This is a genomic window from Lutibacter sp. (assembly GCF_041596795.1).
In the GTDB taxonomy this organism is placed as follows: Bacteria; Bacteroidota; Bacteroidia; order Flavobacteriales; family Flavobacteriaceae; genus Lutibacter.
This window is the reverse complement of the sequence record NZ_JBFHHX010000026.1, coordinates 16,365-30,842: the sequence shown is the minus strand read 5'-3', so window position 1 is coordinate 30,842 and position 14,478 is coordinate 16,365. Positions and strand designations below refer to the sequence as shown.

The window sequence follows — 14,478 nt, the reverse complement described above, 5'->3', positions numbered from 1 at the left end:
GGCTGTGTATTTTATGCTTACTTTTTTAGTTTTAGGAATTAGTATTTACCCACTGTTAAAAAAACAATTTCCAGAATCTGATCCATTAATTATGGTAAACGGATTTTTATTTTATTGGTTTTTGGGCGATTTAGTACTGCGCTTTTTTATGCAAAAATTGCCTGTATTAAATATTAAACCACTATTAATTCTTCCATTAAAACGAAGTTCAATTTTAAATTATGTTTTAGGAAAATCAGCTATTTCATTTTTTAATTTTTTACCACTTTTCGCTATTATTCCTTTTGGCGTAATTTTAATTTTTGAAGATTATAGCACAACAACAGCTTTAATTTGGATGTTATTAATGTACATTTTTACATTAATAATCAATTTTTTAAATTTTATTATTGAAGCCAAATCTGCCGAAACTGAATTATCTTTTTTACCAATTATTGCCATAGCTTCGGGTTTATTCGCATTAAATCATTTCGAAATTATTTCAATTTCAACAGCATTAGGAAATGCGGTAAACGCTATCATATCAAATCCAATATTAATTATAATTCCAATTTTAGTTTTAGTTGGTTTATATGCTATTAATTATGCAGAGTTAAAGAAAAAATTATATGTTGATGGTTCTTTAAAAGTTAAAGCCGATGTTGCTACAACTACCGATTTAGCTTGGACACGCAGATTTGGAGATATTGCACCGTTTTTACAACTAGACTTAAAATTATTGTGGAGAAATAAACGTCCGCGTTCTTCACTTTTTATTGTAGTTATTGGGTTATTTTATGGTTTAGCTTTTTACCCTAATCCAACATTTCAAAATTTAACTCCAATGATTGTTTTTGTTGGAATATTTGTAACCGGAATTTTTATGATCAACTTCGGGCAGTTTATTCCTGCTTGGGATAGTGGTTATTACAAGTTATTAATGAGTCAGAATATTAAATACAAACAATATTTAAATTCAAAATATTCATTAATGGCATTTAGTGCAGTACTAATGTTTGTACTAAGTATTCCGTATGTGTATTTTGGATGGAAAATTTTAGCAATTCACTTTGCTGCAATGGTGTATAATATTGGCATAAATTCTCACGTATTATTATATGGAGGTTCTTTCAATAGAAAAAAAATAGATTTAACACAGCGCGCAGCTTTTAATTATCAAGGAACGGGTGCCGTACAATGGATAATTGGTTTTCCGTTGTTGTTAATACCAATTTTGTTTTTCTACATTCCTTATAAATTTATCAATTTTGAAGCTGGAGTTATAACTTTAATTGTTTTAGGCGGCATTGGAATTGTTTTACATCAAAAAATAATGAATTTTATAACCAAACAGTACCTAAATTCAAAACATAAAATGATCAGCGCTTTTGATCAAAACAATTAATTAACTATTCGACAAAAAATATATTACAATGATAAAATCTACAGAACTTTCAAAAAAATATGGCGGTGTAACCGTTTTAAATATACCATCATTAGAAATTCCAAAAGGGCAATCGTTTGGTTTAGTGGGAAACAATGGCGCTGGAAAAACAACCTATTTTAATTTATTGTTAGATTTAATTAAGCCAACTACTGGAAGCGTATTAAATAACCAAATTCAAGTAAATAAAAGTGAAGATTGGAAACCATTTACAGCTGCTTTTATTGATGAAAGTTTTTTAATTGGGTATTTAACTCCAGAAGAATATTTTTATTTTATTGGTGAACTTCGCGGAATGAACAAAGCTGATATTGATACATTTTTAAGTCAGTTTACTGAAATTTTTAATGATGAGATTATTGGTAAAAAGAAATATTTAAGAGATTTATCAAAAGGGAATCAGAAAAAAGCAGGAATTGTTGCAGCGTTAATAGGAAATCCAGAAGTAGTAATTTTAGATGAACCTTTCGCAAATTTAGATCCAACAACACAAATCCGATTAAAAAAAATATTGAAAGATTTAACTAAAAATAGTAATGCTACAATTTTAATTTCAAGCCACGATTTAGGTCACGTAACTGAAGTTTGCGAGCGCATTGTTGTTTTAGACAAAGGTGAAATTGTAAAGGATTTAAAAACATCGGAAGAAACTTTACAAGAATTAGAAGCGTATTTTTCTGTGTAAACTAATTAAATACATTGTTTTTTGTATTTTTACACTCCTTTTACAATAATTAATATCATTAATAAGTTAAGGGTTAACAAAATACATAATCAATTGAATAATTCTATAAAAATAGTTGTAGCTTTTTTAAGCATTGTAATTGTAGTAAGTTGCTCAACAAAAAAAGACACTTTTATAAGTAGGAATTTTCATTCTGTTACTACAAAGTATAATGTTTTGTACAATGGAAATATAGCATTTCAACAAGGGTTAGATCAATTAAATTCTAATTATGAAGATAACTACTGGGAAGTATTACCAATAGAACCTTTAAAAGTTGATAAATTAGCCATTCCTGGAGTTACAAAAGATGAAGATAATTCTCCTGAAGAATTTGATAAAGCAGAAGAAAAAGCGGTAAAAGCTATTCAAAAACACTCCATGTTAATTTTGCGAAGAGAACGCAACAAGCAAATAGACGATGCGTATTTGTTATTAGGAAAATCGCGTTATTACTCTAAAAGATTTGTGCCATCTTTAGAAGCATTTAACTACGTAATTATTAATTATCCAACAGCAAATTTAATTAACGAAACCAGAATTTGGCAATCTAAAACACATATTCGTTTAAGAAATGAAGAGCAAGCAGTAGAAAATTTAAAAATACTGTTGAAAGACAAAAAATTAAACGATGAAATTAAAGGAAGGGCTTATACAGCTTTAGCAATGGCTTACGAAGCTTCCGATAGTACAGATTTAGTTATTAAAAACCTAAAAAAATCGATTAAAGTAAATTTTAACGAAGAACAAAAAGCGCGAAATTTATTTATTTTAGGACAATTATATGCCAATAAAAAAGTATTAGACACATCTACAATTTATTTTCAGAAAATTATAAATTTAAAAAAAGCGCCTTATAAATATAAAATTCACGCAGAAATAGAAAAGGCTAAAAATGTAAGCACATTAGAAGATAAATTTGCAGCCAAAGAAGCCTTAAACAAACTTATAAATAACCCTTTTAATAAAGAATATTTAGATGCTTTGTATTATCAATTAGGAAAAATTGACGAGTCTGTAAATACAGAAAGCGCCATTAAAAACTATAAAATGGCTATAGCATCTAGCAAACAAAATAATTTTCAAAAAGAATTATCATTTGAAGCCATCGGAAATATTTATTTTGACAAAGCTCAATTTGTAACAGCAGCATCGTACTACGATAGTATCCTTAAAATTACAACCGATGATACTTCTAAACGTGTTTTTCGTTTAAAAAGAAAAAGAAATAATTTAAACGAGGTTATTTTATACGAAGGAATTGCAAAAAATAACGATAGTATATTGTCTGTTACTTCTATGAGTAAAGATGAGCAAGAAGCTTATTTTAATGCTCATATAGAGAAATTAAAAGCAGCTCAAGAAAAACTTCAAAATAAAATTAATACAGGATCAGCATTAGCAGCTAATAATTCTAATGCGCAATCTACAAAAGGTAGTTGGTATTTTTACAATAACCAAACGGTTGGCTATGGAGAACAAGAGTTTAAACGTGTTTGGGGAAATAGAACTTTAGAAGATAATTGGAGGTTGAGTGATAAATCTAGATTAAATATGCCTGGAGTTCCTCAAAAAGAAAATGCAATTGCATCAAATGCGATTCCAAATTCGCAAAAATTAGAATTATCTTATTATTTAAATAAAATTCCAACCACAAAACAGCAAATAGATAGTTTAAAAACAGATAGAGATAATGCCTATTATAAGTTGGGAATTATTTATAAAGAGCAATTTAATGAAACTGATTTGGCCAAAGAAAAATTAGAAAAATTACTCACTTTTGTTCCAGATACTTCTATAGAACTTCCTGCAAAATATCATTTATTTAAATTATACAATCAGGAAAACAATCCAAAAGCAGAATATTTGAAAAATGATATTTTAACAAATTATGCAAATTCTAACTACGCAAAAATAATATTGAACCCTAATGAAGCGTTGATTACAGATAGCATTAATTTGGCCGAATCGGAATACTCTTTGCTATTTTACGATTATAAAGATGAAAAATACAATGAAGTTATTGTAAAATCAGAAGAAGCAATAGTAAAGTATGAAGGAGATGCAATAATTCCAAAGTTATACCTTTTAAAAGCATATGCTATTGGAAAAAGAGATGGAATTTTAGCATTTAAACAAGCTTTAGATTTTGTTGCTATAAATTACCCAAATACTGATGAAGGAAAAAAAGCATTAGAAGTAATTGAAACCATTAAAACCAAAATATAATAACCCCTAAATAAGTAAGATTATGTTCGCAGAAAAAAAAATAAAACAATCACCAATTTCAGAATTTAATGTAGTAGGAAAAAACACCACTATTATTGGAGATATAATGGCTGAAGGGGATTTTAGAATTGAAGGTTTTGTTGAGGGAAATGTAAAAACTAACGGCAAAATAGTTATTGGAGAATCTGGCTGTGTTAAAGGAAAAGTAGAATGTGCAGAAGCTGATATTGCTGGCGTTTTTTCGGGTGAATTTTACGCTTCAAACTTATTAACTTTAAAAACTTCTGCAAAAATTACAGGAGATGTGGTTATATTTAAATTAGCGGTAGAACCAGGAGCCGAATTTAATGCAACCTGTATTATGAAAGGTGGTGTTAAAGCATTAAAAAATGAACAATCCAAACAAGAAAAAACAGCTTAATAAATATTTGCAACTTACAGGTGTTGCCTTTCAAATGGGTTTAACAATCTATTTGGGTGTTTATTTTGGTAAAAAATTAGATATACATTATCAAAACACCAACAAACTTTTTACCATTATACTTACACTTGTTTCATTGGTTATTGCCATTTATAGCGTTATTGCACAATTAAAAAGTATTAACGATAAGTATGAATAATGCTCTTAAATTTGGGTTAAAGCTTTTTTTTAGTCTAATAATTGTATTTATTACGCATATTGCAATTTTACAGTATTTAAATCTTTCACTTTTCGGAAATAAAATTGTTCTATCCTATGTGTTAAACTTTATTTTAGCACTAATTATTTACACGGTTCTTTATAAATTACGTGTAAAATATTTAGATATTTTAGGGTTTATTTATATGGGTGGAAGTTTATTAAAATTTGCAATATTTTTTATGTTTTTTAATGCAAGTTTTAAGCAAGATGGAAATGTTAATTCCCTAGAGGCTGCATCATTTCTAATTCCGTATAGCTTATGTCTTTTTTTTGAGACTTTTTATTTAATAAAACTATTGAATAATAAGGACTAAATGGTTGTTTTTTCAATATTTAGCTATTGAGAAAACCAAAAAAAATATTTTTTAGTTTTTAATATAAAACCGTACATTTGGCAAATCTTATACGAAAACACTATTAATAAAAGTGATATGCATAGAATTAACTTAGTAAAAATACTTTCGTTTCTATTGTTAGCTGTAACAATTTCAGTTAATGCACAACATGACACTCAAGTAGAGAAAACTGTTGAAGCAGCGCACACAGAAATAGCACCTGTGGATAAAGATTTAAAAACTGAAATTAAAGAATATATTAATCATCACTTGTTAGATTCTTACGATTTTAGTTTGTTTTCTTACACAACAGATGCTGGAGAACACAAATATATTGGAGCTCCATTACCAGTTATTTTATGGGATGGCGGTTTACAAGTGTTTTCTTCTTCAAAATTACATCACGGAGAAAGTGTTGCTGAAGTAGACGGAAACTTTTATAAGTTATACCATGGCAAAATTTATAAAACTGATTCGGCTGAAGGAATTATCAATTATGATGAGCACCATCACGCAACCAACATAAAACCATTAGATTTTTCTATCACTAAAAACGTTGTTTTCATCTTTTTAGTGGGCTTATTAATGTTCTTTATGTTTAGCAAAATGGCTAAAAATTACAAAAAAAATGCCCTACCAACAGGTTTAGGACGTTTACTAGAGCCTATTATTTTATACGTTCGTGATGATATTGCAATTCCAAATATTGGTAAAAAACACTACAAAAGATATATGAGTTATTTATTAACTATATTTTTCTTTGTATGGATAATTAACTTATTAGGTTTAACACCACTTGGAGTAAACGTAACAAACAATATTGCGGTAACATTAGCTTTAGCGTTAATGACATACTTTATTACAACTTTTTCTGGAAATAAAGATTACTGGAAACATATTTTTTGGATGCCAGGAGTACCAACCTTAATGAAAATTATATTAGCTCCTATTGAACTTTTAGGAACTATTATTAAACCATTTTCATTAATGATTCGTTTGTACGCTAACATTACAGCCGGGCATATTGTATTAATGAGCATTATTGGTTTAATGTTTATTTTCAAAAATTGGATTGGTAGTCCATTATCATTCGGATTAGCATTTGCATTATCCTTATTAGAATTGTTGGTAGCAGCGCTACAAGCATATATTTTCACAATGTTATCTGCACTGTACTTTGGTTCAGCTGTAGAAGAACACGATCATCATTAAAAATTGAATGTTTAATTAATTAATATATATATTATGGAAGGTTTAAATTACATTGGAGCTGGTTTAATTGTTATCGGTGCTGGTATTGGTATTGGTAGAATTGGTGGACAAGCAATGGAAGCTATTGCGCGTCAACCTGAAGCTTCAGGGAAAATTCAAACAGCTATGCTTATTGCAGCAGCACTTATTGAAGGTATTGGGTTTGCAGCTTTATTTGCAGCTTAAGAAAATTATTAACAATAGCTATAACGGTTGGTTGTAGCTATTGTTTAAAACTATTAATTAAAAAATAACAATATAGCATGGAAAAATTGATAGAACAGTTTTCATTAGGATTATTTGTTTGGCAATTAGTTTTATTTATTGGATTGGTACTTTTATTAAAAAAGTTTGCCTGGAAACCAATTTTAGACGCTGTAAATGAAAGAGAAGAAGGTATTAAAAACGCCTTAGACGAAGCTGAAAATGCACGTAAAGAAATGCAAAACTTAACTGCAGATAATGAACGTATTTTAAAAGAAGCACGTGCAGAACGTGATTTACTTTTAAAAGAAGCGCGTGAAATGAAAGAAGGAATGATTGCAGACGCAAAAGAAGAAGCTAAAATTCAGGCTACAAAAGTAATTGAACAAGCACAGGCAACAATTCAAGCAGAAAAAAATGCTGCAATTTCTGAAATTAAAACGCAAGTTGCAGAATTGTCATTAAACATAGCTGAAAAAGTTGTAAGAGCAGAACTATCTGATAAAGCAAAACAAACAAAGCTTGTAGAGGATATGTTAAAAGAAGTAACTCTATAAGTTAACAAAAATGAGCGGATCCAGAGCAGCAATAAGATATGCAAAAGCAATATTAAGTTTTGCACTTGAACAACAAAAAGAAGTTCAGGTAAATAATGATATGTTGTTAGTTGCAAGCACCATTAAAGAAAGTAAAGATTTGCAATTATTGCTTACAAGCCCAGTTGTAAAAACCGACTTAAAGAAACAAGCTATTAAAGCAGTATTTGCTCAAAATATTTCAAGTTTATCTCAAGGATTAATAGATCTATTAATTGACAATAAAAGGTTATCTATTTTAGAAGAAGTAGCCAAAAAATACACTGTTATTTTCGATTCATTAAAAGGAATAGAAATTGCAAAAGTAACCACAGCAATTCCTTTAACCGAAGATTTAAATAAAAAAGTATTAAACAAAATAATAGAAATTACAGGTAAAAATGCAACCATTGAAAACAGTATAAATCCAGATATTATTGGTGGATTTATTCTACGTATTGGAGATATTCAGTACGATGCAAGCATTGCAAATAAATTACAAGTATTAAAAAGACAATTTGCTGACGAGAATTTTGTAGCAAAATTGTAATATATAAAGATTTTAGTTTTAAAAAACATAAAAAATGGCATCAATAAAACCAGCTGAAGTATCAGCGATTTTAAAACAACAATTAGCAGGATTTGAAGGTTCAGCTTCATTAGATGAGGTTGGAACAGTACTACAAGTGGGTGATGGTATTGCTCGTGTATACGGTTTAGCAAATGTGCAATACGGTGAGTTAGTTCAGTTTGAAGATGGATTAGAAGGAATTGTATTAAACCTTGAAGAAGACAACGTAGGTGTTGTATTGTTAGGACACTCTAAAGAAATTAAAGAAGGTTCTACAGTAAAACGAACTAAAAGAATTGCTTCATTACAAGTAGGAGAAGGTATTGTAGGACGAGTTGTTAATACTTTAGGTTTTCCAATTGATGGTAAAGGTCCTATTCAAGGAGAAACTTTTGAAATGCCTTTAGAACGTAAAGCTCCAGGAGTTGTTTTCCGTGAGCCAGTTACTGAACCATTACAAACTGGTTTAAAAGCAGTTGATGCTATGATTCCAATTGGTAGAGGTCAGCGTGAACTTATTATTGGTGACCGTCAAACTGGTAAATCTACAGTTGCTATTGATACCATCATCAATCAAAAAGAATTTTACGATGCTGGAGTCCCAGTATATTGTATATATGTTGCAATTGGTCAAAAAGCATCTACGGTTGCCGGAATTGCAAATTTATTAGAAGAAAAAGGAGCAATGGCTTATACAACAATTGTTGCGGCTAACGCTTCAGATGCTGCCGCAATGCAAGTATATGCTCCAATGGGAGGTGCTGCAATTGGAGAGTATTTTAGAGATACAGGTCGTCCTGCATTAATTGTGTACGACGATTTATCTAAACAAGCGGTTGCTTACCGTGAAATATCGTTATTATTACGTCGTCCACCAGGACGTGAGGCGTATCCAGGTGACGTTTTCTACTTACACTCTCGTTTATTAGAACGTGCTGCAAAAGTAATTAACAATAATACTATTGCTGCTCAAATGAATGATGTACCAGCTTCCTTACAAGGAAAAATAAAAGGGGGAGGATCTTTAACGGCTTTACCAATTATTGAAACACAAGCAGGAGACGTATCAGCATATATTCCAACAAACGTAATTTCTATTACTGACGGACAAATTTTCTTAGATGGAGATTTATTTAACTCGGGTGTACGTCCAGCAATTAACGTAGGTATTTCAGTATCTCGTGTTGGAGGTAACGCGCAAATTAAATCAATGAAAAAAGTAGCAGGTACTTTAAAATTAGATCAAGCACAATATCGCGAGTTAGAAGCATTTGCGAAATTTGGATCAGATTTAGATGCAGCTACTATGAATGTTATTGAAAAAGGGAAACGAAATGTGGAAATTTTGAAACAAAATCAAGCAGATCCGTTTAAAGTAGAAGATCAAATTGCAATTATATATGCAGGTTCTAAAAACTTACTTAGAGCAGTTCCTGTTGAAAAAGTAAAGGAATTTGAAAGTGATTACATTGAATACTTAAATGCTAAACATAAAGATACTTTAGATACTTTAAAAGCCGGTAAATTAACCGATGAAGTTATTGATGTATTAACAAGTGCAGCAAAAGAAGTTTCAGCGAAATACGCTTAATAAAGATTATTTGTATTGAGCATTGAGATGCTACTCTCACTGCTCAATACTAAATTCTAGATACCAGAAATAAATGGCAAACTTAAAAGAAATACGTAACAGAATTGCATCCATTGGTTCAACAATGCAGATTACCAGTGCTATGAAAATGGTATCGGCTGCAAAATTGAAAAAAGCACAAGATGCAATTACACAAATGCGACCGTATGCTGAAAAACTTACGGAACTTTTACAAAGTTTAAGCGCATCACTTGAAGGTGAAGTTGGCGGTGTTTATTCACAACAAAAAGAAGTCTCCAAAGTATTAATTGTGGTAGTTACTTCCAATAGAGGTTTATGCGGAGGTTTTAATTCATCCGTAATTAAAGGAACCACTAAATACGTTGAGGATACTTATAAAGGTAAGCAAGTAGAGCTACTTACTATTGGTAAAAAAGGATTTGATATATTATCCAAAACTTTTAAAGTTATTGAAAAAAATAACCAAATATTTGATGAATTAACTTTTGAAAATGTAGCTGTTATTGCTGAGAAAATAATGCAAATGTTTGCTGAAGGACACTATGATAAAGTGGATTTAGTGTACAATCATTTTAAAAATGCTGCAACACAAATTGTAACTATTGAACAATTTTTACCTATTGAACCTGTAAAAGGAGCTGTAAAAGTAAATACAGATTATATTTTTGAACCATCAAAAGCTGAAATTGTGTTAGAACTGATTCCTAAATCATTAAAAACACAATTGTACAAAGCAATTAGAGATTCATTTGCATCGGAACACGGAGCACGTATGACTGCAATGCACAAAGCAACTGATAATGCAACCGATTTACGTAACGAGTTAAAATTAACCTATAACAAAGCACGTCAAGCTGCAATTACAAATGAAATTTTAGAAATTGTAGGAGGTGCCGAAGCGCTTAATAATTAAACGTAAACTTATATTAAAGTACAGAAGCTTTAAACAATTAATAATTATAAAAAAGGGTTTTTCAAATTTTGAAAAACCCTTTTTTATTGTAATAAACGTTGTTTAGTTAATTATTTTGTTTTAAATCAAATTCACTTATACACCTGTATCTCTGATGTTTAAAATTGGAATTGATATAACTTTACGTTTTGGCACGGAAATTGAAAACTTATAATTATAACCCATAAAACAGATGATTATGAGAACTATAAAATTACTTTTTGCAACACTTATTATTGGTATATCTTTTTCTGCTTGCAGTGTAATTGTTGAAGATGATTATGGGCCAAGTTACGTATCATTAGAAAATATTGTATCGGCTTATGATTTATGGTACGTAGATTATAATTTAACAACAGGAACAGGTGATGTACCTTTTTTATCAAAAGCATTTACCATTTCATTTATTAATGGAAAACTATATGCCAATAACAATTTGGTAGGAATTGGATCTACAGGAAATGGTTATGGAATTCTAATTGGATATTATAATACCTACAACGGTTATTTAGAAATAGATCATAATGTTAATGGCTATTACGATTTTGATGTTATTCAATTAGCAAGCGATAGAATAAAACTAAAAGATAATTATAATAACGTTACCTATTATTTAGAAGGTTATCAGAAATATAATTTTGATTATGATCAAATATTTTACGATAATATTGAATATTTCTTGCAAGAATACAACGCTTGGGAAAAAACATATACAAGTGCAACAGGCGCCTTAAACGAGTTTGATAACGAAAACTTTTTAGCTTTTACACCAGAAAATTTAACAACATTTTATTCTTCACAAGATTTAATTGGTACAAATATTGCTAATATTTATTGGGATTATGTAGGAAGTTATAACGTAGCTAATGTACAAGGATATAACAATCTAAAAATTTTAACATTAGATTATGATTATTGGGGCAATGAAGAATTTGAGTTGAACGTTATTAATGATAATAAAATAAGTTTATATCATATTAATTCTGGTACAACATACCAATTCACCGGAAAAGGATATATTCAATATAAAAAATCTAGTTCGTCAAATAAAAGTGAATATTCTGTAAGTAATGAAGGTAGAAAACGAACTAAAGTAGAAAGAGAAACAAAAGTTAGAAGAAATTTAAAATAAAGTTTGGTTAGTTGATTTTTGGTTGGTTAATAAAATAACCAACCATCCTAAACCGTTCCCTGATTAGGAACGGTTTTTTTGTATATTTATATTCTTAAAAAACACAGTAAAAATGAAACTTAAAACGGCATTTATAACAGGTGCAACTTCAGGAATAGGAAAAGCTACTGCAGAAATTTTCGCAAAAAACAACATTCAACTAGTACTTTGTGGAAGAAGAGCAGAACGTTTAGCCGAACTTAAAGAACAATTAGGAACACTAACCAATGTAACCACTTTACAATTTGATGTTAGCAAAAAAGAGGAGGTTTTTAAAGCTATTGAAAGTTTACCTCCACAATTTCAACAAATAGATATTTTAATAAATAATGCCGGCAATGCACATGGTTTAAATACTATTCAAGATGGAAGTTTAGACGATTGGGATGCAATGTTAGATATTAATGTAAAAGGTTTATTATATGTTTCTAAAGCAATTTTACCAAAAATGATTGAAAACAACAACGGTTTTGTGGTAAATATAGGCTCTATTGCAGGAAAAGAAGTGTATCCTAATGGAAATGTATACTGCGCATCTAAATACGCTGTAAACGCGTTAAATAAGAGTATGCGATTAGATTTAAACAACTACAATATTCGGGTGTCTGCAATTCATCCTGGAGCTGTAGAAACCGAATTTTCTGAAGTACGTTTTAAAGGAGATAAACAAAAAGCTGCCAACGTATATAAAGGTTTTAAAGCACTGCAAGCAGAAGATATTGCAGATATAATTTATTTTGTTGTAACAAGGCCATATCACGTAAATATAGAGGATTTAGTAGTATATCCAACCGCACAAGCAAGTGCTACTATATTAAACAGACAATAATTTAAAATGATTAATAAACGCCTTTTAATTAAAAACTTACTTACGTATACCGATGAAAATAGCTTTTACGATAAAAAGGAACAAATAAATTTAGATACCAAGGAAGGAAAAGCCAAGTTTTTAAAACACGTATGCGCATTATCAAATTCAAACCCTGAAAACAACTCCTATATTGTAATTGGAGTTGAAGATCAATCTAATAAAATAGAAGGAGTCGATTTTTTTGATGACAGTAAAATTCAAAATTTAATTAATTCATATTTAGCCAATCCACCAAAAATACAATACGAAAACATAGCCTTTCCAAGTTTACCACGTTATAAAGTAGTTGGTTTAGTTACCATACATTCAAATAACAAAATAACATCACTTAAAAAAGGCATTTGGAAATACGTAAAGGGACGTGTTTTTTTTAGACGAGGAAGCAATTCTATGTCTACTTTAGGAAAATATGAACTTGTAAATACAAACAAAGAAATTGTTGAAGCCATTGAAAAAAATGCCAGCAATAATATTGAATTAACTTTAGATGGTGTTTTCGATTTTTTTAAAAAACACGAAGAATATCATCCAACATATAAAGTTTTTAATGAACAATTTGTGTTATGTTGGGCAGGTCAAAAAAAAATTGTAAAAAATAAAATATTTTATTCAAGGGTTGATATTGAACTAATTAACGAACAGGTAAGATTGTTTTATTCCGCTTTAGATGAAGTTAAAATAGAAGTAAACCAACAATCTTTTATAATAACAGAATATGTATTTTTAAAAATAAACGAAGTTTTTGATTATTATCCTTTAGAAAAAACAATTATTAATTTTAAAGAAAACGGCAAACATGATATTGTTACCGAACTCTTGTTTACACCACCACAATTTGATAAAACTGTTTTGCAACATATATTTAATAATTGCAATGCCATTCTTCAAAAATTAAAAAAGAATGTTCCATTAACAGAAATTGAACAATTAAATTTATTAGAAATGCCAACAAATTATATGATTTGCGTTTTAAATGATATTCCAAATGCCTTTTTACGTTTAAAGGAATCTAAACAGTATTTAAAAAATTTAGAAGATAAAACCAGTTATATAAAATACAAGGAAGCAGTACGTGTTTTGCGTAAAGTAAACTACCAATAAAAATATAATTATTATTTTTACCACTTAATTTATTTTATGAAATCGAGAATATTAGTAATTGGAGATATACACGGAGCATTAAAAGCATTGAAACAAGTTTTAGAACGTGCAAATGTTACAGAAAATGATACGCTTATTTTTTTAGGTGATTATGTTGATGGTTGGAGCGATGCCGCAAACACAATTCGCTTTTTAATAGAACTAAAATCTTCTCATAACTGTATTTTTATAAGAGGAAACCATGATGAATTATTTTTAGATTATTTACAAAAAGACAGTTACAATCCGCAATGGTTATTACACGGCGGGCAAACAACTATAGATTCGTACATACCAATTCCCAAAAGAGAAATTAATCTTCACATACATTTTTTTGAAACTTTAGAGAATTACTATTTAGATACAAACAATAGATTGTTTACTCATGCAGGTTTTACAAATGAAAATGGTGTTAAAAATGAAGCTTTTACAAAAAGTTTTTATTGGGATAGAACTTTGTGGGAAATGGTTTTAGCAATGGATAAAAACTTACCAAAAGATAGTCTTTACTACCCAAAAAGATTAAAAAATTATAACGAAATTTATATTGGTCATACAGTTTTAGCTCGAATTGAAGAAGACACACCGCAGCAACGAGCAAATGTTTGGAATATTGATACTTCAGCGGCTTTAAAAGGACCGTTAACAATTATGGATGTAGATACAAAACAATTTTGGCAAAGCGATCCGGCATATACTTTATATCCTAATGAAAAAGGTAGAAACTAAAAAATAGGC

The 14,478-nt window shown here is 29.5% G+C and carries 15 protein-coding genes; all 15 read left to right on the top strand.

The window, feature by feature from the left end; all coding sequences use genetic code 11:
• Window positions 1-1,384, top strand: a 1,384-nt coding sequence (locus ABY298_RS05155; RefSeq protein ID WP_372744941.1) for a DUF5687 family protein, incomplete at its 5' end; no start/stop codon positions are given.
• Between the two features lie 28 nt (window positions 1,385-1,412).
• A complete protein-coding gene (locus ABY298_RS05150) occupies window positions 1,413-2,108 on the top strand; it encodes an ABC transporter ATP-binding protein (RefSeq protein WP_372744940.1) in 696 nt (231 codons plus the stop codon).
• A 93-nt stretch (window positions 2,109-2,201) separates the two neighbouring features.
• Window positions 2,202-4,376 carry a tetratricopeptide repeat protein gene (locus ABY298_RS05145; RefSeq protein ID WP_372744939.1) on the top strand — a complete coding sequence of 725 codons (2,175 nt, stop codon included), beginning with the start codon at window positions 2,202-2,204 and terminating at the stop codon, window positions 4,374-4,376.
• Between the two features lie 22 nt (window positions 4,377-4,398).
• Window positions 4,399-4,797 (top strand): polymer-forming cytoskeletal protein, encoded by a 399-nt coding sequence (locus ABY298_RS05140; protein ID WP_372744938.1) that lies wholly within the window; start codon window positions 4,399-4,401, stop codon window positions 4,795-4,797.
• Window positions 4,766-4,996 carry an AtpZ/AtpI family protein gene (locus ABY298_RS05135; RefSeq protein WP_372744937.1) on the top strand — a complete coding sequence of 77 codons (231 nt, stop codon included), beginning with the start codon at window positions 4,766-4,768 and terminating at the stop codon, window positions 4,994-4,996. The genes ABY298_RS05140 and ABY298_RS05135 overlap by 32 nt, the downstream gene beginning before the upstream one ends.
• Window positions 4,997-5,489: 493 nt before the next feature.
• Window positions 5,490-6,605, top strand: coding sequence for a F0F1 ATP synthase subunit A (atpB, locus tag ABY298_RS05130; protein WP_372744936.1), 1,116 nt, complete (start codon window positions 5,490-5,492; stop codon window positions 6,603-6,605).
• Window positions 6,606-6,638: 33 nt separating this feature from the next.
• Window positions 6,639-6,830 (top strand): ATP synthase F0 subunit C, encoded by a 192-nt coding sequence (gene atpE, locus ABY298_RS05125; RefSeq protein WP_090223467.1) that lies wholly within the window; start codon window positions 6,639-6,641, stop codon window positions 6,828-6,830.
• 77 nt (window positions 6,831-6,907) lie between these two features.
• Entirely contained in the window at window positions 6,908-7,405 is a 498-nt protein-coding gene (locus ABY298_RS05120; protein WP_372744935.1) for a F0F1 ATP synthase subunit B, read from the top strand.
• A gap of 10 nt (window positions 7,406-7,415) precedes the next feature.
• Complete coding sequence (atpH, locus tag ABY298_RS05115) at window positions 7,416-7,973, top strand: ATP synthase F1 subunit delta (RefSeq protein ID WP_372744934.1); 558 nt, start codon at window positions 7,416-7,418, stop codon at window positions 7,971-7,973.
• Between the two features lie 34 nt (window positions 7,974-8,007).
• Window positions 8,008-9,585, top strand: coding sequence for a F0F1 ATP synthase subunit alpha (atpA, locus tag ABY298_RS05110; RefSeq protein WP_372744933.1), 1,578 nt, complete (start codon window positions 8,008-8,010; stop codon window positions 9,583-9,585).
• 73 nt (window positions 9,586-9,658) lie between these two features.
• A complete protein-coding gene (gene atpG, locus ABY298_RS05105; protein WP_372744932.1) occupies window positions 9,659-10,519 on the top strand; it encodes an ATP synthase F1 subunit gamma in 861 nt (286 codons plus the stop codon).
• Window positions 10,520-10,757: 238 nt separating this feature from the next.
• Window positions 10,758-11,690 carry a hypothetical protein gene (locus ABY298_RS05100; RefSeq protein ID WP_372744931.1) on the top strand — a complete coding sequence of 311 codons (933 nt, stop codon included), beginning with the start codon at window positions 10,758-10,760 and terminating at the stop codon, window positions 11,688-11,690.
• 112 nt (window positions 11,691-11,802) lie between these two features.
• The gene (locus tag ABY298_RS05095; protein ID WP_372744930.1) at window positions 11,803-12,558 is read left to right on the top strand and encodes an SDR family NAD(P)-dependent oxidoreductase; all 756 of its coding nucleotides are present in this window, start codon (window positions 11,803-11,805) and stop codon (window positions 12,556-12,558) included.
• 6 nt (window positions 12,559-12,564) lie between these two features.
• Window positions 12,565-13,701 carry an ATP-binding protein gene (locus tag ABY298_RS05090; protein ID WP_372744929.1) on the top strand — a complete coding sequence of 379 codons (1,137 nt, stop codon included), beginning with the start codon at window positions 12,565-12,567 and terminating at the stop codon, window positions 13,699-13,701.
• Window positions 13,702-13,737: 36 nt separating this feature from the next.
• On the top strand, window positions 13,738-14,469 hold the full coding sequence (locus tag ABY298_RS05085; RefSeq protein WP_372744928.1) for a metallophosphoesterase family protein: 732 nt from the start codon (window positions 13,738-13,740) through the stop codon (window positions 14,467-14,469).
• Window positions 14,470-14,478 lie beyond the last annotated feature (9 nt).

Coding starts and splice junctions, on each gene's coding strand:
- ABY298_RS05150 (WP_372744940.1), top strand. CDS start 1,413: ATGATAAAATCTACAGAACTTTCAAAAAAATATGGCGGTGTAACCGTT.
- ABY298_RS05140 (WP_372744938.1), top strand. CDS start 4,399: ATGTTCGCAGAAAAAAAAATAAAACAATCACCAATTTCAGAATTTAAT.
- ABY298_RS05135 (WP_372744937.1), top strand. CDS start 4,766: ATGAACAATCCAAACAAGAAAAAACAGCTTAATAAATATTTGCAACTT.
- atpB (WP_372744936.1), top strand. CDS start 5,490: ATGCATAGAATTAACTTAGTAAAAATACTTTCGTTTCTATTGTTAGCT.
- atpE (WP_090223467.1), top strand. CDS start 6,639: ATGGAAGGTTTAAATTACATTGGAGCTGGTTTAATTGTTATCGGTGCT.
- ABY298_RS05120 (WP_372744935.1), top strand. CDS start 6,908: ATGGAAAAATTGATAGAACAGTTTTCATTAGGATTATTTGTTTGGCAA.
- atpH (WP_372744934.1), top strand. CDS start 7,416: ATGAGCGGATCCAGAGCAGCAATAAGATATGCAAAAGCAATATTAAGT.
- atpA (WP_372744933.1), top strand. CDS start 8,008: ATGGCATCAATAAAACCAGCTGAAGTATCAGCGATTTTAAAACAACAA.
- atpG (WP_372744932.1), top strand. CDS start 9,659: ATGGCAAACTTAAAAGAAATACGTAACAGAATTGCATCCATTGGTTCA.
- ABY298_RS05100 (WP_372744931.1), top strand. CDS start 10,758: ATGAGAACTATAAAATTACTTTTTGCAACACTTATTATTGGTATATCT.
- ABY298_RS05095 (WP_372744930.1), top strand. CDS start 11,803: ATGAAACTTAAAACGGCATTTATAACAGGTGCAACTTCAGGAATAGGA.
- ABY298_RS05090 (WP_372744929.1), top strand. CDS start 12,565: ATGATTAATAAACGCCTTTTAATTAAAAACTTACTTACGTATACCGAT.
- ABY298_RS05085 (WP_372744928.1), top strand. CDS start 13,738: ATGAAATCGAGAATATTAGTAATTGGAGATATACACGGAGCATTAAAA.